Raw genomic sequence first — 24,774 nt, 5'->3', positions numbered from 1 at the left:
GTTTACCAAGGAGTTTTCCGTTTCGACTGCGCCGGAAGTGGGGCGAATTATAGACTTCCAGAATCTGCCGTCAACCCTTAATTACGCTTTTGTTGCAGAAAGTGGTTTTTTCGCGATAAGTCGCGGAATCCGGCGCATCACCGGGGGTATCCGCAATACCAGAAGCAGCGCACCTATAGATGCATAGATAGCCCACTCCTTGAGATCAGCCCGCACTATCCACAACATATGCAGCAAGCCGAGCCCCAGAACGACATACACGAGACGATGCAGCTTTTTCCAACGGCTGCCCAATCGGCGCTGACTGTAACGATTAGAGGTCAGCGCCAATACCAACAACAACAGAAAACCCAGCGCCCCGACAATAATGTAAGGCCGCTTGCGCAACTCCACACCCAGCTGCGACCAGTCCAACCCAAGCACAAACACACAATAAGCAGCCAGGTGCAGCACAACATAGGCGAAGCACCACAATCCCAATTGCCGGCGCACCGCTATCCACCCCGCCCAACCACTAAGCTTCTGCAGTGGCGTCATTGCCAGGGTGATCAGTAACAGAATCAATGTGCCGAGCCCCAGCCGATCTACCAGCACCTTGCCCGGATCCGGCCCGAGGACAGCACTCCATGCTTCATAGAGCCAGAACAGCGGCCATACCGCCGCCGCTATAAAAACGCCAACGCGCCAGATCGGGTAACGCATCAGTAGTTCTTCCGCAGATCGAGACCGGTATAAAGAGCAGCCACCTCATCCGAGTAACCATTGAACATCTGCGTCTCACGTACATTAGGACTGAACAGGCCACTCGGCAGACGACGCTCCCGCGCCTGAGTCCAACGAGGGTGATCAACCGTCGGGTTCACATTCGCGTAGAACCCGTACTCATCCGCGGCAATGCTTTGCCAGGTGGTTTTCGGTTGCTCACTCACGAGGCTGATCCGCACAATGGATTTCACGCTCTTGAAGCCATACTTCCACGGCACGACCAAGCGCAGCGGCGCACCGTTCTGGTTAGGCAATTCGCGCCCATACATACCCACCGCCAGAATCGCCAGGGGATTCATCGCCTCATCCAGACGCAAGCCTTCTATATAAGGCCAGTCGATCAAGCCAAAACTCGAGCGCTGCCCCGGCATGCTCTTTGGGTCCTGGAGGGTTTCAAAACGGATGTACTTGGCTTTGGACGTCGGCTCAACCTGCTTGAGCAACGCAGAGATAGGAAAACCGATCCAGGGAATCACCATGGACCACGCCTCGACGCAGCGTAGACGGTAGATCCGCTCTTCCAACTGATAAGGTTTCATGAAGTCTTCCAGAGCATAGCGGCCTGGCTTCGCAACCTCACCATCAATAACCACACTCCAAGGCTCGGTCTTGAGTGAGCCCGCATTCGCTGCCGGGTCGCCCTTGTCGGTACCGAACTCATAGAAGTTGTTGTAGTGCGTTGCGTCCTTGAAGGGCGTGATCGCCTCATCCTTCACCGTGATGGCCTGCCATTTTGTGCCTGGCAGCTTCTCGGCAAACCAGGCCGGCGCCCTGCCCGCCTCGACATCGGCATAACGCGAGGCCTCGTCCGCACTGGCCCAACGCGGCAAGCTGCTGGCAGCAATGCCGGCAAGCGCACCACCGAGCAAGCTACGACGAGAGAGATAGAAGGATTCAGGCGTGACATCCGACTCGTGGCAATCGGACGCTTTGGGCAATTTGATTAACATGGCAACTCCGCAGCATTGGAGAACTGATGTACCAATAGACTGCGGAGTATGGGGGAAATTACATTAAGGCAATGTTTTGTCGCGGCGCAAATGCAGCAAGTACTGAACCGGCCCCGACGCGGCGTAGACCAGGAACGCCAGCAACAGAATACGCGGCGGATCACTGAACACCACGGCGAACACCAGCACCACTGCCAGAATCGCCACGAAAGGCACACGCCCCTTGAGGTCCAGTTCCTTAAAGCTGTTGTACTTGATGTTGCTGACCATCAGCATGCCGGCAGCAGCCACCATCAAGGCCACCAGGAACGACATCTTCGAACCCTGGATCCCGTAATCACTGAATGCCCAGACGATACCCGCCACCACACCCGCAGCAGCAGGGCTGGCAAGACCGATGAAGTAACGCTTGTCGGCGGTTCCCACCTGGGTGTTGAAGCGCGCCAGACGCAAAGCAGCGCCGGCGACATAGATGAAGGCAACCATCCAGCCGACCTTGCCCATATCGCCCAGCGCCCAGGCAAATGCCAACAACGCAGGGGCGACGCCAAACGCGACCATGTCCGACAGTGAGTCGTACTCGGCTCCGAAGGCGCTCTGTGTGTTGGTCATGCGCGCCACTCGCCCATCAAGGCCGTCGAGCACCATGGCCACGAAGATTGCAATGGCAGCAAAACCGAAATACTTGCTGGCACTCACCGCATCACCTGCCGCCAGTGCGCTTTGGGCACTCATGGAGTTGATGATGGAATAGAACCCGGCAAACAGGTTCGCCGTGGTGAACAGGTTGGGCAGCAGATAGATGCCACGATGCCGGACCTTGCGACCTTCCGCGTCATGCCCTTCTTCGACATGCTCATCGATCGGCAGCAGGCTTTCGGCGTCAGAAGCCTGGCTTTGCTCTTCGGGACGTTCGCTCATGGACTTTACCTTGCAACGGTGTGAAAAAAATTCGACAGATACTTGCGGCGAGTGTTCGCCCGCAAACGATGCAGCTTTATACCAGAACCCGCCCCTCAAACGAAAAAACGCGGCCTAAGCCGCGTTTTCTCTTGATACGTTCGACTTAGTTCTTGGCTTTGTCGACGATCTTGTTGGCACCGATCCACGGCATCATCGAGCGCAGTTGCTCGCCGATGACTTCGATACCGTGAGCGGCGTTGTTACGACGCTTGGCGGTCATCGAAGGGTAGCCGGTAGCGCCTTCGCTGATGAACATTTTGGCGTATTCGCCGTCCTGAATACGTTTCAGGGCGTTGCGCATGGCCTGACGGGACTCGGCGTTGATCACTTCCGGGCCAGTCACGTACTCGCCGTATTCGGCGTTGTTGGAGATCGAGTAGTTCATGTTGGCGATACCGCCTTCGTACATGAGGTCAACGATCAGCTTCAGTTCGTGCAGGCACTCGAAGTAGGCCATTTCTGGCGCGTAGCCAGCTTCAACCAGGGTTTCGAAACCGGCTTTAACCAGCTCAACGGTACCGCCGCACAGTACGGCTTGTTCGCCGAACAGGTCGGTTTCAGTCTCGTCCTTGAAGGTGGTTTCGATGATGCCGGTACGACCGCCACCCACGCCAGCAGCGTAGGACAGTGCGACGTTCTTGGCGTTGCCCGATGCGTCCTGGTAGATCGCGATCAGGTCAGGGATGCCGCCGCCTTTGACGAACTCGGAACGCACGGTGTGGCCCGGTGCTTTTGGCGCGATCATGATCACGTCGAGATCAGCGCGTGGCACTACTTGGTTGTAGTGGATCGCGAAGCCGTGGGAGAAGGCCAGGGTGGCGCCCTTCTTGATGTTCGGCTCGATTTCATTCTTGTACAGCGCGGACTGGAACTCGTCCGGGGTCAGGATCATGACCAGGTCGGCAGCAGCAACGGCGGAAGCAACGTCAGTCACTTTCAGGCCGTGGGCTTCAGCCTTGGCAACAGTGGCCGAGCCTTTACGCAGGCCAACAGTCACGTCAACGCCGGAATCTTTCAGGTTGCAAGCTTGCGCGTGACCCTGGGAACCGTAGCCGATGATGGCGACTTTCTTGCCCTGGATGATCGACAGGTCACAATCTTTATCGTAATAAACTTTCATGAGGTTCCTCTATATATCCAGGCCGTAAGGCCATTCACTAATTTGGGTTAAATGCTGAGTACTTTGTCGCCACGGGCAATCCCGGTGACACCACTGCGTACTGTTTCCAGAATCGAGGCCGTCCCGATCGACTGGATGAAGCTGTCCAGCTTGTCGCTTGTACCGGTCAGTTGAACGGTATAAACGCTGGCGCTCACATCAACGATCTGCCCGCGATAAATGTCGGTAGTCCGTTTGATCTCGGCACGTTGGGCACCCGTGGCCTTGACCTTAACCAGCATCAGCTCACGCTCGATGTGGGCACTTTCCGACAGGTCGACCAGCTTGACCACTTCGATCAGCTTGTTGAGGTTCTTGGTGATCTGCTCGATCACCTCATCATGGCCCACGGTGGTCAACGTCAGGCGCGACAGGGTCGGGTCTTCGGTCGGGGCCACGGTCAGGCTTTCGATGTTGTAGTTGCGTTGCGAAAACAGGCCGACAACACGAGACAGAGCGCCGGGTTCGTTCTCCAGAAGCAGGGAGATAATGTGCCGCATGATTAAGTACGCTCCGTCTTGTTCAGCCACATGTCGCGCATAGAGCCGTCTTTGATCTGCATCGGGTAGACGTGCTCGCTGGTATCCACCTGAATATCGATGAACACCAAGCGGTCCTTCATGGCGAACGCCTCTTCCATCTTCGGCTTCAGATCTTTCAAATCGGTGATGCGAATGCCGACATGGCCATAGGCTTCAACCAATTTTACGAAATCCGGCAGCGACTCCATGTAGGAATGGGAGTGACGGCTGTTGTAGCTCATGTCCTGCCATTGACGAACCATGCCCAGCACGCCGTTGTTCAAGCACACGATCTTCACCGGAAGGCCGTACTGCAGGCACGTCGACAGTTCCTGGATGTTCATCTGGATGCTGCCCTCGCCGGTGACGCACGCAACGTCAGTGTCCGGGAAGCTCAGTTTTACGCCCATGGCCGCAGGGAAACCAAAGCCCATCGTGCCCAGGCCACCGGAGTTGATCCAGCGGTTAGGCTTGTCGAACTTGTAGTACTGCGCGGCGAACATCTGGTGCTGGCCCACGTCGGAGGTCACAAAGGCGTCGCCCTTGGTCACTTCACACAGGGTCTCGATCACGGTTTGTGGCTTGATGATGCTGCCGTCGCCCTTGTCGTAAGGGAACAGGCCACGATCACCGCGCCATTCGTCGATCTGCTTCCACCAACTGGCAACGGATTCCTTGTTCGGCGTCTCGCCGATGTCCTTGAGCGCAGCAACCATTTCGGTCAATACGCTTTCAACAGGACCCACGATCGGCACATCGGCCTTGATGGTCTTGGAGATGGACGCCGGGTCGATGTCGATATGGATGATCTTGGCATTCGGGCAGAATTTGCTCGCGCCGTTGATCACGCGGTCATCGAAACGCGCGCCCACTGCCAGGATCACGTCGGCGTGATGCATCGCCAGGTTAGCGGTGTAGCTGCCGTGCATGCCGAGCATGCCGACAAACTGACGGTCGGTACCTGGGAAGGCGCCGAGGCCCATCAACGTATTGGTCACCGGCAGGTTGAGCAGTTTGGCCAGCTCAGTCAAAGGCGCAGAACCGCCGCCCAGAATCACGCCACCACCCGAGTACAGCACTGGACGCTTGGCCGCCAGGAGCATTTCTGCGGCCTTGCGGATTTGCCCCGAGTGCCCGCGGACGGCCGGGCTGTAGGAGCGCAGCTTGGCCTTCTTCGGGAAGATGTATTCGAATTTCTCGGCCGGGTTGGTCATGTCTTTCGGGATGTCGACCACCACAGGACCCGGACGACCGGACTGTGCGAGGTAGAAGGCCTTTTTCATGACTTCCGGGATTTCCGACGCATGCTTGATCATGAAGCTGTGTTTCACGATCGGCCGGGAGATACCGATCATGTCGGTTTCCTGGAATGCATCGGTACCGACCATGGTGCTAGCCACCTGACCGGAAATGATCACCATCGGGATGGAGTCCATATACGCCGTCGCGATGCCGGTAATGGCATTGGTTGCGCCAGGGCCGGACGTTACCAGTACCACACCGGCTTTACCGGTGGCACGGGCGTAACCGTCAGCCATATGGGTCGCGGCCTGCTCGTGGCGAACCAGGATGTGGGTAACAGCCGGTTCCTTGAACAGTGCGTCGTAGACATGCAGCAGAGCACCACCTGGGTACCCGTAGATATAGTCGACGCCTTCGTCACGCAAAAAGCGGACGAGCATCTCACCGCCAGATAAAAGCTCCACGTTGTTCACCTCTAAAACGCCAGAATACCGTCCGTTAAAAAAACCGACGGGTCTTAATAGGTTTACTTCTCAACAGAGCATGAGCGACGGTGGTCGCCGACTACGTCAGCACTGACTGAGCAAGTATTGGGATCGTCCCAAGTGTTGCGGGCTTTTCCCACCCAGCGCGAGGTAACGCGTTGCGGGTGTAACAGGTCGGCGCGGATGTGCGCCTCATGATCTGCTGAGCGGGCCTGCTTCTGGCAGTCCCGATACAGCGGACTTTGGATTCTTCTGTTTCAGGACGTTCAAGTCAAGCAATAATTGCGCTTTTTTCCAACTAAGCGCATGAGAACGTAGAAGAAAGGGCTTTGAGGAGGGATAAAACTCGCCTGAATGTCGTCAAGCGGTAGAAATGTGCGCAAGACTGCCGGAAAACCCGGCAGTCAGGCAATTAACGAGCGTCGACGATCAGTTGGTCGAACTTTTTCAGCGCATTACGTAAGCCAAGGCTTTCCAGCGGGCGGTCGGCGTAGACCATCTCGGCCATTTCCAGGATGCCCGACGCATTGGGCAGCGGCAGGTCCTGTTCGAGGATCTGCTTCATGCGCACCAGGAATACCCACTGCAGCCACTGGTGAAAATCCAGCGTATCCACCGAAAAAGGTTCAACACTGCTGAGCGCCTCGACGCCGGGGGACACCTCGTCCCACCAGCCCTGCACGCGCAACTCGCGCTCAATTAGCAATAACTGTTCGGCAATGGCGGGGAAGCGTGCATCCATCAGAGGCTGACCTTGGCTTTTTGCCGAGCCTGCGCGGCACCGGCGGCATCGCCTTGCGCGGCGCGCGCGTCACCAATCAAGGCCCATAGGCTGGCTTGCAAGTCGGGACGACCGTTGGCCAGGCTCAGGCCACGACGGGCGAACTGCTCGGCCTGCGGAGCATCACCCTGGGCCATGCGAACCTGGGCCAGGCGATACAACACTTGCGGCTCACGCGGAGCAACGCGCTGGGCACGTTCCAGGCTCGACGACGCACCATTCAAATCACCACCCGCCTGCTGTTGCTGGGCCGTGGTCAGCAGCGCAAGCACCGGGCCATCCAGTTGCTCGTCAGCCGACAGGCCGCCACCGCTGGAAGACGATGGAATGCCACTTGGCGTCGACGGCATGGTGTAGGTGCCCTGATTGATCGGCGCAGTTTGAATCGGCGTGGAGTCGATCGGACCCGAGGTGCTTGGCCCTGGCGTCCACGGCTCGGCACTGATCGGCGCAGACGTGGCAGCGCCAGCGCCTGGCACCATGACCACCACACCGGAATCCTGTGGCATCGCCTGGGTCGCAGCTTGCGCTGGACGATTGGTCACGGTCTGGCGGAAGCCGCCATTGGCCGAAATCCGGTCGTTATTGGAGACGGCAGTGCTCGAATCCACCACGGGAATGGAGCCGCGCTGCACGCTGGCGCAACCGTTGAGCAAAGCCAGAGCTGTAATAGCTGGAATCCACCACTTGTTCACTTGAAACCCTCTTTGCTTAATTCATCCAGCCCTTGACCCAATCCATCACCGACTCCGCGTCAGCGGGGGCACTGCCACCGCATGCGGCGCCGGGAGGCGGTTCGCTGCCGCGAATATACGGCATCTGCACCGCGCCCGGACAGTTGGCATCGGAGCCCTGCCCTGTGTGCGGATCGATCCAAGCCTGCACGATGTTATCCGGCTGCGGCATGTTCAACGGCAGCGGATCAGCTTTGCGCATGAAACTGGTCCAGACCTGCAGTGCACCGGTGGCACCGGTAAACGGCGTCTTGCCGTTATCGTCGCGCCCCAGCCACACCACCGCCAGCACGTCCTGGCCGAAACCTGCGAACCAGCTGTCACGCGAATCGTTACTGGTACCGGTCTTGCCTGCCAATGTCAGGTTCGCCGGCAGCACGCTATAGACCGAACGCCCGGTACCTTCACGCATCACGCGCTGCATGGCGTTCTGGATCAGATAAATGGAGCCCGCATCAAACCGTTGCTGAATCTGGAACGGGTAGCGCTTGAGCGGCTCACCCTCGGCGGTCAGCACGCTGCGGATCCCGCGCATGGGGGTGTTGAAACCACCGTTGGCGAGGGTCTGGTACATCGTCGCGACTTCCATCGGGGTCATCGCGCCAGCGCCCAACAGGATCGACGGGAAGGCCGGGAACTCACGGGTGACACCCAGCCGCGCGATGGTCTTGAGGACATTCGGCACGCCGACCTCAAGGCCCAGCCGCGACGTGGAAATATTGTAGGAGTGCGCAATGCCCTGATACAGGAATATCGTACCGTGGGAACGACGGTCGAAGTTCTGGGGTGTCCACACTTGGCCATCGGCACCTTTGACCGACAGCGGGTCATCTGAGAGCCAACTGGTCAGGGTGTATTTGCTCGGTTTTTCCAACGCGGTCAGGTAAACCGCAGGCTTGACCAGGGAACCGATTGGCCGCACCGCATCCAGCGCGCGGTTGAACCCGGCAAAGCTGGCCTGACGGCTGCCGATCATGGCTTGCACTTCACCGGTTTCCGGATTGGTCACGACCATGGCCGCTTCGACTTCATCGGAACCTTTACGGCCTGTCAGTCGCTTGAACGTGTCATTGACGGACGCTTCGGCCTTCATCTGCAGGATCGGGTCGAAACTGGTGAAGATTCGCAGGCCTTCTTCGGTCAAGTCTTCGTCGCGGTAGTCTTCACGCAGTTGGCGCTTGACCAGATCGATAAAGCCCGGGAAGGAGCTGTCCGCCAGCTTGCCGCGGGTAGTGACACCCAACGGCATTTTCTTCGCGGCAGCGACCTGTTCAGCCGTGGCAACACCTTGTTGCTCAAGTACATCAAGCACGAGGTTGCGTCGCTCCAGCGCACGCTCAGGATTGCGGCGCGGGTTGTAGTAGGAAGGCCCCTTGACCATGCCCACCAGCAACGCAACCTGGTGCAGCTTCAATTCGGACAGCGGCTGGCCAAAGAAGAACTGGCTGGCCAGGCCGAAACCATGCACGGCGCGCTGGCCATCCTGGCCGACGAATACCTCGTTGAGGTACGCCTCAAGGATTTCCTGCTTGCTGTAGTGCAGCTCCAGCAGCATCGCCATCATGGCTTCAGTGAGCTTACGGGTGAGGCTGCGCTCGTTGGTCAGGTAGAAGTTCTTGACCAATTGTTGCGTCAGCGTACTGCCGCCCTGGGTCATCTTGCCGCCGGAGGTGTTCACCCAGACCGCGCGGGCGATCGACTTCGGCGAAACGCCCCAGTGGTGGTAGAAATCGCGGTCTTCAACAGCAACCAGGGTTTCCAACAGGTACGGCGGCACTTGGTCAAGCTTGATCAGGATGCGATCTTCAAGGTTTTTAGGGTAAATGCCGCCGATCATCAGCGGTTCGAGGCGAACCACCGGCAGCTTCGAGCCATTGAGGGACGACAACTCGGCGACGTAATCGCCGGAAAAGCGCACGCGCACAGGCTGGGCTTTTTCCAGGCCTTCATAGAACTGGAAGCCACGGGTATTCAAGTCGACGGTGTTACCACTGACAGCCGCCGCGCCCGGGCCGTTGCTCACGGGTTCGCGGCGATAGCCCAGGGCGTCGAGTTCGGTCAGGAAGTCATCCTTGCTCAGCTTCTGGCCGGTAAACAACTCCAGCGGGCGTGCATACACCTTGGCGGGAATGGTCCAACGCTTGCCGGAGAACTTCTCCTGGACCACAGCGTCGAGGTACACCGCAAAGCCGGCGAGCACTACGAGGCCCACGAGGCCGAGCTTGAGCGCCCAGCCCAGCCAAGGGCGCAGGCCGCGGGAAGGAGTTTTTTTACGGGAACGGGGAGATCGGGTTCGAGTCATGGCGGCGGATTATACGCACTTTATTGATGATCAACATGAGCCGGACAGCGGTTTGCACGACCGGCCGCAGCAGCCATAATGCCCGCCATGTTTTCCGCCAGACTCTGAAGGATCGCCCGTGAGCCAGACCCTGATCGCTGCCCTGCAAAACCCGGCCTTGTACCCCCATCCGGTTGAAGCGCTCCAAGTCATCGAGACCCATATTTCCTGGGTCGTGCTGACCGGGCCCTATGCCTATAAATTGAAGAAACCGATGAACTTCGGCTTCCTGGACTTCACCGATCTGGAAAAGCGCGGCCACTTCTGCAATGAAGAGCTGCGCCTCAACCAGCGTTTGACCGAAGATTTGTATCTTGAAGTGTTGCCGATCACCGGCACGGCCGAGGCCCCGCAGTTGGGTGGCGATGGCCCGGTCATCGAATATGCGCTGAAAATGCGTCAGTTCCCGCAAAGCCAACTGCTCAGCACCTTGCAAGCCAACGGCGAATTGACCAGCGCGCACATCGATGAGATGGCCAAGCAAATCGCGCACTTCCACCTCACCGCACCGAAAGTACCGCAGGACCACCCGGCCGGCACCCCGGACGAGGTGATGGCACCGGTTCGCCAGAACTTCGACCAGATTCGCCCGTTCCTCAGTGACAAGGCCGACCTGGCGCAACTGGACGCTTTGCAAGCCTGGGCCGAAAGCAGCTTCGAGCGCCTCAAGCCGCTGTTCTCCCAGCGCAAACAGGAAGGTTTCACCCGCGAATGCCACGGCGATATTCACCTGGGTAACGCGACGTTGATCGATGGCCACGTGGTGATCTTCGACTGCATCGAATTCAACGAGCCTTTCCGTTTCACCGATGTGTACGCCGATACCGGCTTCCTGGCCATGGACCTTGAAGACCGTGGCCTCAAATCCCTGGCGCGCCGCTTTATCAGCCAATACCTGGAGTTGACCGGCGACTATCAAGGCCTGGAGGTGCTGAACTTCTATAAAGCCTATCGCGCCTTGGTGCGCGCCAAGATCGCGCTGTTCAGCATGCCGAGCGAGGCCAGCCCGGTGCAACGCGCCACGACCCTGCGCCAATACCGCAACTACGCGAATCTGGCGGAAAGCTACAGCACCATTCCGTCGCGCTTCCTGGCAATTACCCACGGTGTTTCGGCCGTGGGCAAAAGCCACGTGGCCATGCGCCTGGTGGAAGCGCTGGGTGCTGTGCGCCTGCGCTCGGACGTGGAACGCAAGCGTCTGTTCGGTGAACAACACGTCGAAAACACGCCGCAGGCCGGTATCTATGCGGCCGACGCCAGCGTGGCGACCTACACCCGGTTGAATGAAATCGCCGACACCGTACTGCGTGCCGGTTACCCAGTGGTGTTGGATGCCACCTTCCTGAAACGCGAACAACGCGATGCAGCGGCCAAAGTCGCCGAAGCCACCGGCGCGCCGTTCCTGATCCTGGATTGCAACGCGCCGCAAGCCGTAATCGCCAGCTGGTTGGCACAACGTCAGGCAGACAAAAATGATCCTTCCGACGCGACACTGGCCGTTATCGAAGAGCAGCAAGCCAATCGCGACTCGCTGACCGCCGAGGAGCTGCTCCTCAGCAAACGCGTCGAGACCAATGAAAGCGGTACGCTCGATGCGTTGGTGGCGCATATTCGCCAGCGCCTGCCAGGCCTGTAAGAAAAAATTCTTGGTCGTGTCGTCTACTTGGGCGCACGACCCAGCAGTAGTGGCACTATAATGGCACCATAAATCCAACAGGAGTTGCCTGTCATGAGTCAGCCCAAGCTTCTTGATACTCCGCTTTACTCGCTCCTGCATAAAGATGATATCCGGGGCTTCAACCAGCAACGTCCAAAAGACGGCGTCATCGACATGCGCGGCGGGGACTTTCGCGGCCTGGACTTGCGTGAGTTGAACGCCACCGGCGTGGACTTTACCGATGCCTACTTCCGCTCTGCCGATTTGCGCGGCCTCGACCTGCGCGATTGCTCGCTGGAAGGCGCCAGCCTGGCCCACGCGCAGATATCCGGGACCTATTTCCCTGCGGAGCTGACCGCCGATGAAATCCTCATGTCAGTCAACTTTGGCACCCGCCTGCGTTACCGTACCCGCTAATACTCGCTGCTTCAGCCCGGTATCGCACAAGCGTGCCGGGCTTCCCGCCTGCCGGACCACATCACTCCTCTCGGTCTTTAGGCCGTTTCCGACTAAAGAACTACGCTTTTCCTACTGAGCGCTACACTCCTTTCAGGCTTGCCTGGTCACGATACCCACCGAACCATTCGGCCGTCGCAAGGAGGCTTGATGAACGATGAGCTGCAACACCTGAAAAACCTTGGCAAGACGTCAGCACAGTGGCTGCATGCGGTGGGCATCCACAGTGCGTCCGACTTGCGTCGCCTGGGTGCGGTCGATGCCTACCGGGCCGTACGGACGCGCGGGTTTCGCGCATCGAAAGTGCTGCTGTATGCAATCGAAGGGGCCTTGATGGATGTGCATTGGAATGACATTCCTGCCGAGCGCAAGGAAGCGTTGAACCGGCAATTGGACGCTATTTCGGCCCGCCAAAAAAATTAGATCGACTGGCAAAGCCAACGTTTACAGGCATTCCGAACGGACGTTTGAGAAAAACTGAAGAGCCATTGAAAACAAATGTTGACTCTCAAATGAGAATCGTTATGATTATCACAGCTGGTCGCGAGATCAGCCGATAACTGAAAGACCATTGGTTCGGACTCTCAGATTATCTCCTCATCAGGCTAATCACGGTTATTTGACCCGGCTCTTGCCGGGTCTTTTTTTGCCCGTAAAACGCTATCGGCACAAAGCCGCCCACACTGCAGTTCAGCGGGCAATGATCAACGGATGCCCACGCTCCGGATGAGGCTGCACAAGCACATCCAAACCATACACAGCTTTCAACGGCGCCGGCTGCATCACCTGCGCCGGCGCACCCAAGACATGCGGGCGCCCTGCCTCCAGCAGCAGAATCCGATCACAATAACGCGCCGCCAGGTTCAAGTCGTGAAGGATCACCAACACCGCTGCCCCTCGATCGGCAAAAGTGCGAATGGCCTGCAAGGTCGTGTGCTGGTGCAAGGGGTCCAGCATTGACGTCGGCTCATCCAGCAGCAACGTCTGCCCAGCCTCGCCCGGCCATAACTGCGCCAGCACCCGCGCCAAATGCACCCGTTGACGCTCTCCGCCGGACAGCGCCAGGTAGCTGCGACCGCTCAGGTGGCCGACATCTGCCGCCTGTAGGGCTGCCTCGATAATCGCGTCATCACGCACGCGCCCGGTCTGGTGTGGCAAGCGCCCCATGCCGACAACCTCTTCAACACGGAAAGCGAAGTCCAGCGTCGAACTTTGCGGCAATACCGCCAGGCGTTGCGCCCGTTGCGCGCCACTCCACTCGCTCAACGGGCGTTGGTCCAACCACACGTTGCCGTGGTCAGGAGGCAACTCGCCGCACAATCCGCCGAGCAACGTACTCTTGCCCGCACCATTGGGGCCCAGGACCCCGAGCACCTCGCCCGGCAACAGATCGAGGGTGACGCCTGCCAATACAGTTGTGCGACCGCGACGGATCTGCAGGTCTTCCACACGCAACATCAGGCACGCCCCCGCAACAACAGATAAAGAAAAAATGGCGCGCCGATAAATGCGGTCACAATACCGATCGGCAATTCAGCCGGTGCCAAGGCCAAGCGCGCGACCAGATCGGCAAACAGCAGCAGGCTCGCCCCCGCCAGGACCGAAGCCGGTAGCAGCACACGATGATCCGGCCCCGCCAGCAAACGCACCAGATGTGGCACCACCAGCCCCACAAAACCAATCATGCCCGCAGCGGCCACGGCGGCTCCCACGCCTAACGCCGTGCAGAAGACCAACTCGCGCTTAAGCCTTTCTACATCGATACCTAAGTGATTGGCCTCTGATTCACCGAGTAGCAGCGCGTTCAGCGCTTTGGCCCGACGCGGCAACCACAGCGCGACACCCGCGCTTACCAGCAACAGGGGCCATAACCGCGAATAGCTGGCGCCGTTGAGGCTGCCCAGGTTCCAGAACGTCAGGGTGCGCAAGGTGGCGTCGTCGGCCAGGTAGGTAAATAGTCCTACCGCCGAGCTGGCGAGGGCGGTAAGGGCGATGCCGGCCAGCAACATGGTCGCGACATGGGTCTGGCCGTTGCGCCGCCCTAGTCGATAGACCAGTGCAGTGACACCCAAGCCGCCAAGGAATGCGCATAGCGACAACAGATAGGGCCCGAATGCATCCGGCAAACCGCCGAAAAACGAACCCCCTACAATCGCCACCGCCGCCCCCAGCGCGGCACCGCTGGAAACCCCGATCAACCCCGGATCAGCCAAGGGGTTGCGAAACAGCCCCTGCATCGCCACGCCCGACAAGGCCAACACGCCGCCGACCGCCAACCCCAGCAGCGTGCGCGGCAAACGGATCTGCCCCAGGATCAGCTCAGCCTGCTCCAGCCCTTGGGCCTCGATCGGCACGCCCACCCACCGCAACGCAGCCTTGAGCGTATCCAGCAAGGGCAGGCTGACTGGCCCCAGCGCCAGCGAGAGCCAAATAGCGAATACACACAGCAGCGCCAACCCCACAAACAGCGTCTTCGGTTTAACCAGAATGGTCATGGGGCTGGCTTGGTCAGGGACGGATAAAACCCGGCGGACAGGTCCGCGAGGCTTTGTGGCAGCCGCGGCCCAAGCCCACCGACCAGCAAGGTGGGATCGACCTCAAACACTCGCCCGCTTTTGGCCGCCGGCGTGGAAGCCAGGATCGGGTTCTCCTTGAACAGTGCGGCACGCGCCGCCTCACCGGTCAGGGCACGATCAGCAAACACCAGCACATCCGGTCTCAACCCTGCCAACGACTCCACCGAAAACGGCTTGTAGCCAGTATGGGTCGCCAGGTTGCGCCCGCCAGCCTGCTGCAACATCCAGTCAGCCGCCGTGTCTTTGCCCGCGATCAGCGGCTTGCCGCCTGCATGACCGAGCAACAGCAACACGCCTGGCGCCTTTTGGGTCGATTGGGCCTTGGTCACCCAGCGCTTTTGCTGATCCAACGCCTGCTCATATCCGGTAAACAATTCGTTGGCCTTGGCCTCATTGCCCAGCAACGCGCCCAAGTGCTGAAGGTTACCTTTCAGCGTGGGCAGGTCCGGCTGCGCCGAGAACATTTCCACCTGCACACCCGCGTTGCGAATCTGCGCCAGCACGGGCGGCGGCCCCATTTCTTCAGTACCGACCAGCACCTGCGGGCGCAAACTCAGAATGCCTTCCGCCGACAACTGCCGCTGATAGCCAATGCTCGGCAACGCCTTGAGAGACTCCGGATGCTGACTGGTGGTATCCACACCCACCAATTTCGACTCACCGCCCAGGGCCGTCACCCATTCCGACAGCGCCCCACCGGCACTCACCCAGCGTTGTGGCAGTTCGGAGGCTTGAGCCCCGTGGTTGACCAGCAATCCGACAACAAGCGCAATAGCGCTGGTACTCAGGCGCATAACAGGGTTTCCTTGCAAAGGCGGGGCCGCTCAAGCACTCATCGATGAGGCAGATAACGCCCGCCTGGCATCGCATTGAGCGCCCGCTCAGCTAACGGGCGAAGCCGGCATTTGATAATTGTTTGCATTTGAACGTCAAGGCACTTAAGGATTGAAATGAAGTTTCTCTGCCCCTCCGAAACCCTCGCGCCTAACTGCAGCCTCGGTTTTGATATCGACGGCTGCAAGGTGTTGGCGGTGCGTCGGGACGGTGTAGCCTACTTCTACATCAACCGTTGCCCCCATCGCGGCATTTCGCTGGAATGGCAACCCGACCAGTTTCTCGACGCCAGCGCCAGCCTGATCCAGTGCGCCACCCACGGCGCCCTGTTCCTGATCGAGAGCGGCGAGTGCATCGCCGGCCCTTGCGCCGGGCAAAGCCTTACCGCCCTGCCCGGTCGCGAAGATGACCAGGGCCTGTGGGTGGCGCTCTAGTCGAGCAGCACGTCCAGCCGCCGATCCACACAGATTTCTTCGGAAGTCACCCGCACGCCATACGCCAGCACTTCCACCCCCGCCGACTTGACTTCACTCAGGGCGGCGGCGTAGGCAGGGTCGATTTCCACCGCCGGGCGCACGGCCTCAATGCCCGAGAGATTGACGCAATACAACTGCACTGCACGCACACCCTGCCGCGCCAGATGGGCCAGCTCGCGCAAATGCTTGGCGCCGCGCTGGGTCACCGCATCAGGGAACGCGGCAACCGCAGAGCCATCAAAGCCCAGGGTCACACTTTTGACTTCGACGTAGGCCGCGCCATCGGGATAGTCCAGACGAAAATCGATGCGGCTTTTCTCCTGCCCGTAAGGCACCTCGCGCTTCAACGCAGTAAAGCCGTTGAGTTCGGTGATGACCCCCGCCAGCAACGCCTCCTCGACCAACTGATTAGCACGCGCGGTGTTCACGCAGGCCAAACGCCCCTGGGGCGTCTCGGCGATTTCCCAGGTGCCAGGCAACTTGCGCTTGGGGTCATTGGAGCGACTGAACCAGACCTGCCCACCTTCCACCATGCAATTGAGCATCGAGCCGGTGTTGGGGCAGTGAATGGTGAGCAACTCGCCGGTAACGGTTTCGATATCGGTGAGAAAACGCTTGTAGCGACGAATCAGCCGCGCTTCTTCGAGGGGAGGATTAAAGCGCATCAGCCTTGCCAGCTCCGCAAGCCACGGGCGATTCGCTCCACCGCCTCCTGCAGGCGATCGAGGTTTTGCGTGTAGGCAAAGCGCACATGATGACCGGCTTTAAAGCGGCCAAAATCCAGGCCAGGAGTGAAGGCCACATGCTCGGTTTCGAGGAAGTGACGACAGAATGCGAAGGCATCACCGCCAAACGCGCTGATATCGGCATACAAATAGAACGCCCCTTCCGGCTCGACGGCGATGCCAAACCCCAACTCGCGCAAGGCAGGCAGCAGGAAGTCACGACGACGGCCGAATTCAGCGCGGCGTTCTTCAAGAATGCTCAGGGTTTGCGGGGTGAAACACGCTAGCGCCGCGTGCTGGGCCATGCTTGGCGCACTGATGTAAAGGTTTTGCGCCAGTTTCTCCAACTCCCCCACTGCGGCCGGGGGCGCCACCAGCCAACCCAGGCGCCAGCCGGTCATGCCGAAATACTTGGAAAAACTATTCAGGACAAATGCTTCGTCGTCGACTTCCAGCACGCTGGCCGCATCCGTGCCGTAGGTGAGGCCATGGTAAATCTCGTCCACCACCAAGTGGCCGTTGCGCGCCTTGATGGCGGCGGAAAGCCCGGCCAATTCGTCACGCGTCAGGATAGTCCCGGTCGGGTTGGCCGGGGACGCCACGAGCGCGCCGACACTGTCTTGATTCCAGTGCTTGGCCACCAGGTCGGCGGTCAACTGGTAGCGCACTTCGGGGCCGACCGGCACCAGTTGAGCCGCGCCCTCCACCAACCGCAGGAAGTGACGATTGCACGGGTAACCGGGGTCTGCGAGCAGCCAATGCTTGCCCGGATCCACCAACAGGCTGCTGGCCAGCAGCAAAGCGCCGGAACCGCCGGGGGTGATCAGGATACGCTCGGGGTCGACGTTCAGCCCGTAGCGCTGCTGATAGAACCCGCTGATGGCCTCGCGCAATTCCGGCAGACCACGGGCCGCGGTGTAGCGGGTCTTGCCGTTGGCCAATGCTGCCTGGCCGGCCTGGATGATGGGCTCGGCAGTGGTGAAATCCGGCTCACCGATTTCCAGGTGGATCACGTCATGGCCGGCGGCTTGCAGCTCATTGGCCCGCGCCAGCAATGCCATGACATGAAAAGGTTCGATGGCGCGACTGCGCGCACTGTAGGGCTGAGCCATTAGCCTTCCTTAACGGTAGGGACAAAATCTGGATTCTACCGAACCCTCGCGGGAAAACATGTTCTATTGCCTGCCCGGAGGCATGTGCCGGCCGAGCAAGCGCCTGCAAAACGACTAAAATCAACATTCGAGGCAATGCATACCCAGCAATGGCGGGCTGTCGCAGTTTGCAAGCGATTTGCCATGGGCCTCGACAACCGGGAGTGGCGCACCCCGAATCTATCTGGTAAGTTCGCCCGCTTGCAGCCGCAGGGCCGGCAGGTGTCGGTGACGTTGCAATCCTGCGCAATGGATTAGAAGAGTGAGAGGCGGTCTATTCATGTCCACCCAAGCAAAGCAACAGCAGCAGAGCCTCAGTGGCTTCACACCTTACGTCGAAGCGAAGGGTGAGGAGTACATGGGCAAGCCCATGCGCCAGCACTTCACCAAGATCCTGCAAAAGTGGAAGCAGGACTTGATGCAAGAGGTCGACCGCACCGTTGACCACATGAAGGACGAAGCCGCCAACTTCCCGGACCCGGCCGACCGTGCCAGCCAGGAAGAAGAGTTCGCCCTTGAACTGCGCGCCCGTGATCGCGAACGCAAGCTGATCAAGAAGATCGACAAGACGCTGCAACTGATCGAAGACGAAGAATACGGCTGGTGCGAATCCTGCGGCGTCGAGATTGGTATTCGTCGCCTGGAAGCCCGCCCAACCGCGGACCTGTGCGTAGACTGCAAGACCTTGGCTGAAATCAAGGAAAAACAGGTCGGCAAGTAATCCCTGCCGAACTGAACGAATGGGGCGTGCAAACGCCCCATTTTTGTTTCTGGCGTTTACCGAATTTCCAGTAGTATCCGGCCCATGACAGCCTCTACCTATATCGGGCGTTTCGCCCCCACGCCCAGCGGCCATTTGCATTTTGGCTCCCTGGTCGCCGCCCTCGCCTCCTACCTCGACGCCCGCGCCAACCAAGGCCGCTGGCTGATGCGCATGGAGGACCTTGACCCACCGCGTGAAGAGCCGGGCGCCCAGGCAGCGATCCTCCACGCCTTGGAAGGCTACGGTTTCGAATGGGACGGTGAACTCGTCCGACAAAGCGAGCGGCATGATGCCTACGCCAAAGTGCTGAACGATATGTTCAACCATGGCCTGGCCTACGCGTGCACCTGTTCACGTAAACAGCTGGAACCCTACAACGGTATCTACCCTGGGCTGTGCCGCAATGCAGGACACGATCAGCAGGATGCCGCCATACGGTTACGCGTTCCGGAGCTGGAATACCACTTTACCGACCGCGTCCAGGGCGAATTCCGACAGCACCTGGGCCGCGATGTAGGCGATTTTGTCATCCGTCGCCGCGACGGCCTGTATGCCTATCAACTGGCCGTGGTCCTCGACGATGCCTGGCAAGGCGTCACCGATATCGTGCGCGGCGCCGACCTGCTCGACTCCACGCCACGCCAGCTCTACCTGCAGGAACTGCTCGGCCTGCGCCAACCGCGCTACCTGCATGTGCCGCTGATCATCCAACCGGACGGCAACAAGCTGGGCAAATCCTACCGTTCCCCGCCGTTGACACCCGACCAGGCCACGCCTTTGCTATTGAGAGCCCTGCGTGCCCTCGGCCAGCAACCCGGCGACGAGTTGCTGCACGCCAGCCCACGGGAACTGCTGGACTGGGGCATCCAGCACTGGGATGCCGGCCGGATACCTCGCACACTCACGCTGGCCGAAGCGCAATTGAGCTGAAGGCGCTTGCAGCTTGCCAGGCATCCGTTACCATCGCCGCAGTTTTTCAATCAGAGGCCAACATGTACATCTATCGATTGGTCCTGCTGCTGGTCGTCGGGATCTACCTGTTTTCTCCCGCCATCATGGATTGGTGGATCGACGCCACGGGCGCCTGGTATCGCCCCTATCTGCTGTGGCTGATCCTGATCGTCGTGACTTTCATCCTGCAGAGCCAAAAAGATGCCGATGAGCTTTAGCCTCACCCAGATGCTGCTGATCAGTGCCGCCTACCTGGCCGCGCTGTTCGGGGTGGCCTGGATCAGTGAGCGCGGAATGATTCCGCGGGCGATCATTCGCCATCCGCTGACCTACACCTTGTCCCTGGGCGTGTACGCCAGTGCCTGGGCGTTCTATGGCACGGTGGGCCTGGCCTATCAATACGGCTATGGCTTTCTTTCCAGTTACCTCGGGGTGTCCGGCGCGTTCCTGCTGGCACCGGTGTTGCTGTACCCGATCCTGAAAATCACCCGTACCTATCAGCTGTCATCCCTGGCCGACCTGTTTGCCTTCCGCTTTCGCAGCACCTGGGCCGGCGCGCTGACCACCATTTTCATGCTGATCGGCGTGTTGCCGTTGCTGGCCCTGCAAATCCAGGCAGTGGCTGACTCCATCAGCATCCTGACCCGTGAGCCGGTGCAGCACCGCGTTGCCCTGGCCTTCTGCGCGTTGATTACGCTGTTCACGATTTTCTTCGGTTCACGCCATATCGCCACCCGCGAGAAACACGAAGGCCTGGTGTTTGCAATTGCCTTCGAGTCCGTGATCAAGCTGATCGCCATCGGCGGTGTCGGCCTTTATGCACTTTACGGCGTGTTCGACGGCCCGCAGCAGCTTGAGCTTTGGTTGCTGCAAAACCAGACCGCCCTCGCCGCCCTGCACACGCCGCTGCAAGAGGGTCCATGGCGCACGCTGCTGCTGGTGTTCTTCGCCTCGGCGATCGTGATGCCACACATGTATCACATGACCTTTACCGAGAACCTCAACCCGCGCTCGCTGGTCAGCGCCAGCTGGGGTTTGCCGCTGTTCCTGCTGTTGATGAGCCTGGCGGTGCCGCTGATCCTGTGGGCTGGTCTGAAACTGGGCGCCACCACTAACCCGGAATACTTCACCCTCGGCATCGGCATTGCCGCCAACAGCCCGGCGTTGGCTTTGCTGGCGTACGTCGGTGGTTTGTCAGCCGCCAGCGGGCTGATCATCGTCACGACCCTGGCGCTCTCGGGCATGGCGCTCAACCATCTGGTGCTACCGCTGTACCAGCCGCCGGCCGAGGGCAACATCTACCGCTGGCTGAAATGGACGCGGCGCGCGCTGATCGTCGCGATCATCATGGCCGGCTACGGGTTCTACCTGTTGCTGGGCGCCGGGCAAGACCTCGCCAACCTGGGTATCGTCGCGTTTGTCGCCACCTTGCAGTTCCTGCCGGGCGTGCTGTCGGTGCTGTACTGGCCGACCGCCAATCGCCGTGGCTTTATCGCCGGCTTGCTGGCGGGGATCCTGGTGTGGATCGTGACCATGCTGCTGCCGCTGGTCGGTAATCTGCAGGGCTTCTACATCCCATTGCTGAACATGATCTACGTGCTGGATGACACCAGCTGGCACATGGCGGCGATTGCGTCCCTGGCCGCCAACGTCTTGATGTTCACGCTGATCTCGCTGTTCACCAATGCCAGCCCCGAAGAAACCAGCGCCGCCGAAGCCTGCGCGGTGGACAACGTGCGCCGCCCGCAACGCCGTGAATTGCATGCCGCCTCACCCCAGGAGTTCGCCACGCAACTGGCCAAGCCTTTGGGTGCCAAAGCCGCACAAAAGGAAGTCGAACAAGCGCTGCGCGATCTCTACTTGCCGTTCGACGAGCGGCGCCCTTACGCGCTGCGGCGTCTGCGCGACCGTATCGAAGCCAACCTGTCCGGGTTGATGGGACCCAGTGTGTCCCAGGACATGGTGGAAACTTTCCTGCCCTACAAGGCCGGCGGCGAAAACTACGTGACCGAAGACATCCATTTCATCGAGAGCCGGCTCGAGGATTACCACTCACGCCTCACGGGCCTCGCCGCCGAACTCGATGCCCTGCGCCGCTACCACCGCCAGACCCTGCAAGAATTGCCGATGGGCGTGTGCTCGCTGGCCAAGGATCAAGAGATCCTGATGTGGAACAAGGCCATGGAAGAACTCACCGGTATCGCAGCGCAGCGCGTGGTCGGTTCCCGCCTCAATACCTTGGGCGATCCGTGGAAAGAGTTGCTGCAAGGGTTCATCAATCTGCCCGACGAGCACTTGCACAAGCAGCATCTGGCCCTCGACGGCCAAACCCGTTGGCTCAACCTGCACAAAGCCGCGATCGACGAGCCCCTGGCGCCCGGTAACAGCGGCCTGGTGCTACTGGTGGAAGACCTGACCGAAACCCAGATGCTCGAAGACAAGCTGGTGCATTCCGAGCGTCTGGCCAGCATTGGCCGACTGGCGGCGGGCGTGGCCCATGAAATCGGCAACCCGATCACCGGTATCGCGTGCCTGGCGCAGAACCTGCGCGAAGAGCGCGAGGAAGATGGCGAGATCATCGAGATCAGCGGGCAAATCCTCGAACAGACCAAGCGCGTGTCACGCATCGTGCAGTCGCTGATGAGCTTTGCCCACGCGGGCGGGCATCAGAACCAAGATGAAGCGGTGTGCCTGGCCGAAGTGGCGCAGGATGCCATTGGGCTGCTGGCCTTGAACCGGCGCAATTTCGAAGTACAGTTCTTCAACTTGTGCGACCCCGACCACTGGGTGGACGGCGACTCACAACGCCTGGCCCAAGTGCTGATCAACCTGCTCTCCAACGCCCGCGATGCAACGCCTGCCGGTGGCGCGGTACGCGTCAAGACCGAGGTTTTCGAACATACGGTCGATCTGATCGTCGAAGATGAAGGTAGCGGTATTCCACAGAACATCATGGACCGATTGTTCGAACCCTTCTTCACCACCAAGGACCCAGGTGAAGGTACCGGTCTGGGCCTTGCACTGGTCTATTCCATCGTTGAAGAGCATTATGGACAAATCACCATCGACAGCCCGGCTGACACCGAAAGCCAACGCGGCACCCGTATTCGGGTGACCTTGCCGCGTCATGTCGAAGCGACGTCCGCTGTGAACTGAGACCGTCGAGAGAATTGAATCAATGCCGCACATTTTGATCGTCGAAGACGAAACCATTATCCGCTCTGCCTTGCGTCGCCTGCTTGAACGAAATCAGTACCAGGTCAGCGAAGCCGGCTCGGTGCAGGAAGCCCAGGAGCGTTTCAGCATTCCCACGTTCGACCTGATTGTCAGTGACCTGCGCCTTCCCGGCGCGCCTGGCACCGAGTTGATCAAGCTTGGCCAGGGCACCCCGGTGCTGATCATGACCAGCTACGCCAGCCTGCGCTCGGCGGTGGACTCCATGAAGATGGGCGCGGTGGACTACATCGCCAAGCCTTTCGACCATGACGAGATGCTTCAGGCCGTGGCCCGTATCCTGCGTGACCGCCAGTCGGCCAGCAGTGCGCCCGTCGAGCAACGCCCGGCAGGCAAAGCGGCCGATAAACCAGGCGTCGACAACAGCAACGGCGAGATCGGCATCATCGGCTCCTGCCCGCCGATGCAGGACCTCTACAGCAAGATCCGCAAAGTCGCGCCGACCGACTCCAATGTATTGATCCAGGGCGAGTCCGGCACCGGTAAAGAACTGGTGGCCCGCGCCCTGCACAACCTGTCCAAGCGTGCCAAGGCACCGATGATCTCGGTGAACTGCGCGGCGATCCCTGAATCCCTGATCGAGTCCGAACTGTTTGGTCACGAGAAAGGCGCATTCACCGGCGCCAGCGCCGGGCGTGCGGGCCTGGTAGAAGCCGCGGACGGCGGCACGCTGTTCCTCGACGAGATCGGCGAGCTGCCTCTGGAAGCCCAGGCGCGCTTGCTGCGTGTGCTACAGGAAGGCGAAATTCGCCGCGTAGGCTCGGTACAGTCGCAAAAGGTCGATGTGCGCCTGATCGCGGCCACCCACCGTGACCTGAAGAGCCTGGCCAAGATCGGCCAGTTCCGTGAAGACTTGTACTACCGCCTGCACGTGATCGCGCTCAAGCTGCCAGCCCTGCGTGAACGTGGTGCCGACGTCAACGAGATCGCCAGCGCGTTCCTGCTGCGCCAAAGCGCGCGCATCAACCGCACCGACCTGAAGTTCGCCCCCGACGCCGAGCAGGCCATTCGGCATTACTCGTGGCCGGGTAACGTGCGGGAACTGGAAAATGCGGTCGAGCGGGCAGTGATCCTGTCGGAGAGCCCGGAAATTTCCGCCGAGCTGCTGGGTATCGATATCGAGCTCAGTGATCTGGAGGAGGACGATTTCATCGGCCTGGCCCCACAGCACGGCGGCGGCAGCAATACCAGCCATGAGCCAACGGAAGATCTGTCACTGGAAGATTACTTCCAGCATTTTGTCCTGGAACACCAGGACCATATGACCGAGACCGAACTGGCGCGCAAATTGGGCGTGAGCCGCAAATGCTTATGGGAACGCCGCCAGCGCCTGGGTATTCCACGGCGCAAGACCGGTGTGGCCAGCGAGAGTTGAGGGTGCGCCCCCACAGGTAACACCCATAGATGTGAAAAAACTGTTACCGCGGATATTTCGCGTAACAAAAGCCGGGGCTTACGGTAACGAAGCCCCGGCTTTTTTTGGTCCGTCAAAAACCCGAACCCCCCTCAACCCCCCGTTTTTGCTGGGCGACGCAAAAGTTGGCACGCACCCTGCTATATGCTTAGTACAAAAACAATAACAAGCTTTGTACAAGACAATAAAAATAAGACGAATCGACTCACGCATAACAAAAACAACACGGCGGAGGCGCAGCTAACTGATTCTTTTGGAGAGGCGTTGCATTTGGGGCTTGCCCCGCAACCAGGCCGAGAACAACAAAAACTGCCCTAAGGCAGAGCCTGAACTGGTTGGATCGTAGATCAGCAACACAGCGACCAAAGCAATCCGTTTGCTCTTGGCTCCCGATTGGGAGTGCCATGAAGGTGAAGCTTCATGGCGAGGGCGATCAACAAAAACAAGAAGCCCGCAACCAATAATAAAAATAGAGCACGCAACTACTTCTGGGGGAGCTTCGGCTCCCCTTGTAGTTTCCGGGATTTGTCTGGCATGAATCACCGTAAAGGCTTATGGCGCAATGCCCTTAGCTTGTTCCTACACCATCCCCTGAC

At 59.6% G+C, this 24,774-nt stretch carries 23 protein-coding genes; 9 read left to right on the top strand and 14 right to left on the bottom strand.

Features of this window, described 5'->3' with window-relative positions; genetic code table 11:
• Positions 1-81 precede the first annotated feature (81 nt).
• From msrQ to mrcB, 9 genes are all read right to left on the bottom strand, one after another.
• On the bottom strand, positions 82-702 hold the full coding sequence (gene msrQ, locus AO064_RS00880; protein ID WP_064052115.1) for a protein-methionine-sulfoxide reductase heme-binding subunit MsrQ: 621 nt from the start codon (positions 700-702) through the stop codon (positions 82-84).
• Positions 702-1,715: a protein-methionine-sulfoxide reductase catalytic subunit MsrP gene (gene msrP, locus AO064_RS00875; protein WP_015885887.1), complete on the bottom strand. Its 1,014-nt coding sequence runs from the start codon at positions 1,713-1,715 to the stop codon at positions 702-704. The genes msrQ and msrP overlap by 1 nt, the downstream gene beginning before the upstream one ends.
• 63 nt (positions 1,716-1,778) lie before the next feature.
• Positions 1,779-2,636, bottom strand: a complete 858-nt coding sequence (gene pssA / locus AO064_RS00870; protein WP_064052114.1) for a CDP-diacylglycerol--serine O-phosphatidyltransferase — start codon at positions 2,634-2,636, stop codon at positions 1,779-1,781.
• Positions 2,637-2,781: 145 nt separating this feature from the next.
• Positions 2,782-3,798, bottom strand: a complete 1,017-nt coding sequence (gene ilvC, locus AO064_RS00865; RefSeq protein ID WP_003176099.1) for a ketol-acid reductoisomerase — start codon at positions 3,796-3,798, stop codon at positions 2,782-2,784.
• Between the two features lie 47 nt (positions 3,799-3,845).
• A complete protein-coding gene (gene ilvN / locus AO064_RS00860; RefSeq protein ID WP_003176102.1) occupies positions 3,846-4,337 on the bottom strand; it encodes an acetolactate synthase small subunit in 492 nt (163 codons plus the stop codon).
• A 2-nt stretch (positions 4,338-4,339) separates the two neighbouring features.
• Entirely contained in the window at positions 4,340-6,064 is a 1,725-nt protein-coding gene (locus AO064_RS00855; RefSeq protein ID WP_015885889.1) for an acetolactate synthase 3 large subunit, read from the bottom strand.
• Positions 6,065-6,497: 433 nt separating this feature from the next.
• Complete coding sequence (locus AO064_RS00850; protein ID WP_064052113.1) at positions 6,498-6,827, bottom strand: YqcC family protein; 330 nt, start codon at positions 6,825-6,827, stop codon at positions 6,498-6,500.
• Complete coding sequence (locus tag AO064_RS00845; protein WP_015885891.1) at positions 6,827-7,561, bottom strand: tetratricopeptide repeat protein; 735 nt, start codon at positions 7,559-7,561, stop codon at positions 6,827-6,829. The genes AO064_RS00850 and AO064_RS00845 overlap by 1 nt, the downstream gene beginning before the upstream one ends.
• Positions 7,562-7,577: 16 nt before the next feature.
• The gene (gene mrcB / locus AO064_RS00840; RefSeq protein WP_064052112.1) at positions 7,578-9,902 is read right to left on the bottom strand and encodes a penicillin-binding protein 1B; all 2,325 of its coding nucleotides are present in this window, start codon (positions 9,900-9,902) and stop codon (positions 7,578-7,580) included.
• A gap of 118 nt (positions 9,903-10,020) precedes the next feature.
• Between mrcB and AO064_RS00835 the strand changes: the two genes are divergently transcribed.
• The 3 genes from AO064_RS00835 (at position 10,021) to AO064_RS00825 (ending at position 12,477) form a co-directional block, all read left to right on the top strand.
• Positions 10,021-11,577, top strand: a complete 1,557-nt coding sequence (locus AO064_RS00835; protein ID WP_064052111.1) for a bifunctional aminoglycoside phosphotransferase/ATP-binding protein — start codon at positions 10,021-10,023, stop codon at positions 11,575-11,577.
• A 93-nt stretch (positions 11,578-11,670) separates the two neighbouring features.
• Positions 11,671-12,015 (top strand): pentapeptide repeat-containing protein, encoded by a 345-nt coding sequence (locus AO064_RS00830; protein ID WP_064052110.1) that lies wholly within the window; start codon positions 11,671-11,673, stop codon positions 12,013-12,015.
• A 189-nt stretch (positions 12,016-12,204) separates the two neighbouring features.
• Entirely contained in the window at positions 12,205-12,477 is a 273-nt protein-coding gene (locus AO064_RS00825; RefSeq protein ID WP_010562703.1) for a TfoX/Sxy family protein, read from the top strand.
• A gap of 267 nt (positions 12,478-12,744) precedes the next feature.
• On the opposite strand, the gene AO064_RS00820 is transcribed toward AO064_RS00825, so the two are convergent.
• Genes AO064_RS00820 through AO064_RS00810 form a run of 3 tightly spaced genes read right to left on the bottom strand, consistent with a single transcriptional unit; the run spans position 12,745 to position 15,424 of the window.
• Positions 12,745-13,512 carry a heme ABC transporter ATP-binding protein gene (locus tag AO064_RS00820; RefSeq protein ID WP_064052109.1) on the bottom strand — a complete coding sequence of 256 codons (768 nt, stop codon included), beginning with the start codon at positions 13,510-13,512 and terminating at the stop codon, positions 12,745-12,747.
• Positions 13,512-14,549, bottom strand: coding sequence for a FecCD family ABC transporter permease (locus tag AO064_RS00815; protein WP_064052108.1), 1,038 nt, complete (start codon positions 14,547-14,549; stop codon positions 13,512-13,514). The genes AO064_RS00820 and AO064_RS00815 overlap by 1 nt, the downstream gene beginning before the upstream one ends.
• Positions 14,546-15,424 carry a heme/hemin ABC transporter substrate-binding protein gene (locus tag AO064_RS00810; RefSeq protein ID WP_064052107.1) on the bottom strand — a complete coding sequence of 293 codons (879 nt, stop codon included), beginning with the start codon at positions 15,422-15,424 and terminating at the stop codon, positions 14,546-14,548. Before AO064_RS00810 ends, AO064_RS00815 begins: the two co-directional genes overlap by 4 nt.
• Before the next feature lie 156 nt (positions 15,425-15,580).
• On the opposite strand from AO064_RS00810, the gene AO064_RS00805 reads away from it, so the two are divergent.
• The gene (locus AO064_RS00805; RefSeq protein WP_046034296.1) at positions 15,581-15,898 is read left to right on the top strand and encodes a Rieske (2Fe-2S) protein; all 318 of its coding nucleotides are present in this window, start codon (positions 15,581-15,583) and stop codon (positions 15,896-15,898) included.
• On the opposite strand, the gene sfsA is transcribed toward AO064_RS00805, so the two are convergent.
• Both sfsA and AO064_RS00795 read right to left on the bottom strand, forming a co-directional pair.
• The gene (gene sfsA / locus AO064_RS00800; RefSeq protein WP_064052106.1) at positions 15,895-16,605 is read right to left on the bottom strand and encodes a DNA/RNA nuclease SfsA; all 711 of its coding nucleotides are present in this window, start codon (positions 16,603-16,605) and stop codon (positions 15,895-15,897) included. The genes AO064_RS00805 and sfsA overlap by 4 nt on opposite strands.
• The gene (locus tag AO064_RS00795; RefSeq protein ID WP_015885900.1) at positions 16,605-17,777 is read right to left on the bottom strand and encodes a pyridoxal phosphate-dependent aminotransferase; all 1,173 of its coding nucleotides are present in this window, start codon (positions 17,775-17,777) and stop codon (positions 16,605-16,607) included. The genes sfsA and AO064_RS00795 overlap by 1 nt, the downstream gene beginning before the upstream one ends.
• 319 nt (positions 17,778-18,096) lie before the next feature.
• Between AO064_RS00795 and dksA the strand changes: the two genes are divergently transcribed.
• The 5 genes from dksA (at position 18,097) to AO064_RS00775 (ending at position 24,139) form a co-directional block, all read left to right on the top strand.
• A complete protein-coding gene (dksA, locus tag AO064_RS00790) occupies positions 18,097-18,537 on the top strand; it encodes an RNA polymerase-binding protein DksA (protein ID WP_026083092.1) in 441 nt (146 codons plus the stop codon).
• 84 nt (positions 18,538-18,621) lie between these two features.
• Positions 18,622-19,509, top strand: a complete 888-nt coding sequence (gene gluQRS / locus AO064_RS00785) for a tRNA glutamyl-Q(34) synthetase GluQRS (RefSeq protein WP_015885902.1) — start codon at positions 18,622-18,624, stop codon at positions 19,507-19,509.
• 62 nt (positions 19,510-19,571) lie between these two features.
• The gene (locus AO064_RS30605) at positions 19,572-19,748 is read left to right on the top strand and encodes a hypothetical protein (RefSeq protein ID WP_003176118.1); all 177 of its coding nucleotides are present in this window, start codon (positions 19,572-19,574) and stop codon (positions 19,746-19,748) included.
• Positions 19,732-22,686: a sensor histidine kinase gene (locus tag AO064_RS00780; RefSeq protein WP_015885903.1), complete on the top strand. Its 2,955-nt coding sequence runs from the start codon at positions 19,732-19,734 to the stop codon at positions 22,684-22,686. The genes AO064_RS30605 and AO064_RS00780 overlap by 17 nt, the downstream gene beginning before the upstream one ends.
• A gap of 22 nt (positions 22,687-22,708) precedes the next feature.
• Positions 22,709-24,139, top strand: coding sequence for a sigma-54-dependent transcriptional regulator (locus AO064_RS00775; RefSeq protein WP_015885904.1), 1,431 nt, complete (start codon positions 22,709-22,711; stop codon positions 24,137-24,139).
• Positions 24,140-24,774 lie beyond the last annotated feature (635 nt).

It is taken from the genome of Pseudomonas marginalis (assembly GCF_001645105.1).
In the GTDB taxonomy this organism is placed as follows: domain Bacteria; phylum Pseudomonadota; class Gammaproteobacteria; order Pseudomonadales; family Pseudomonadaceae; genus Aquipseudomonas; species Aquipseudomonas petroselini.
This window is presented reverse-complemented; position numbering and strand designations above follow the sequence as displayed.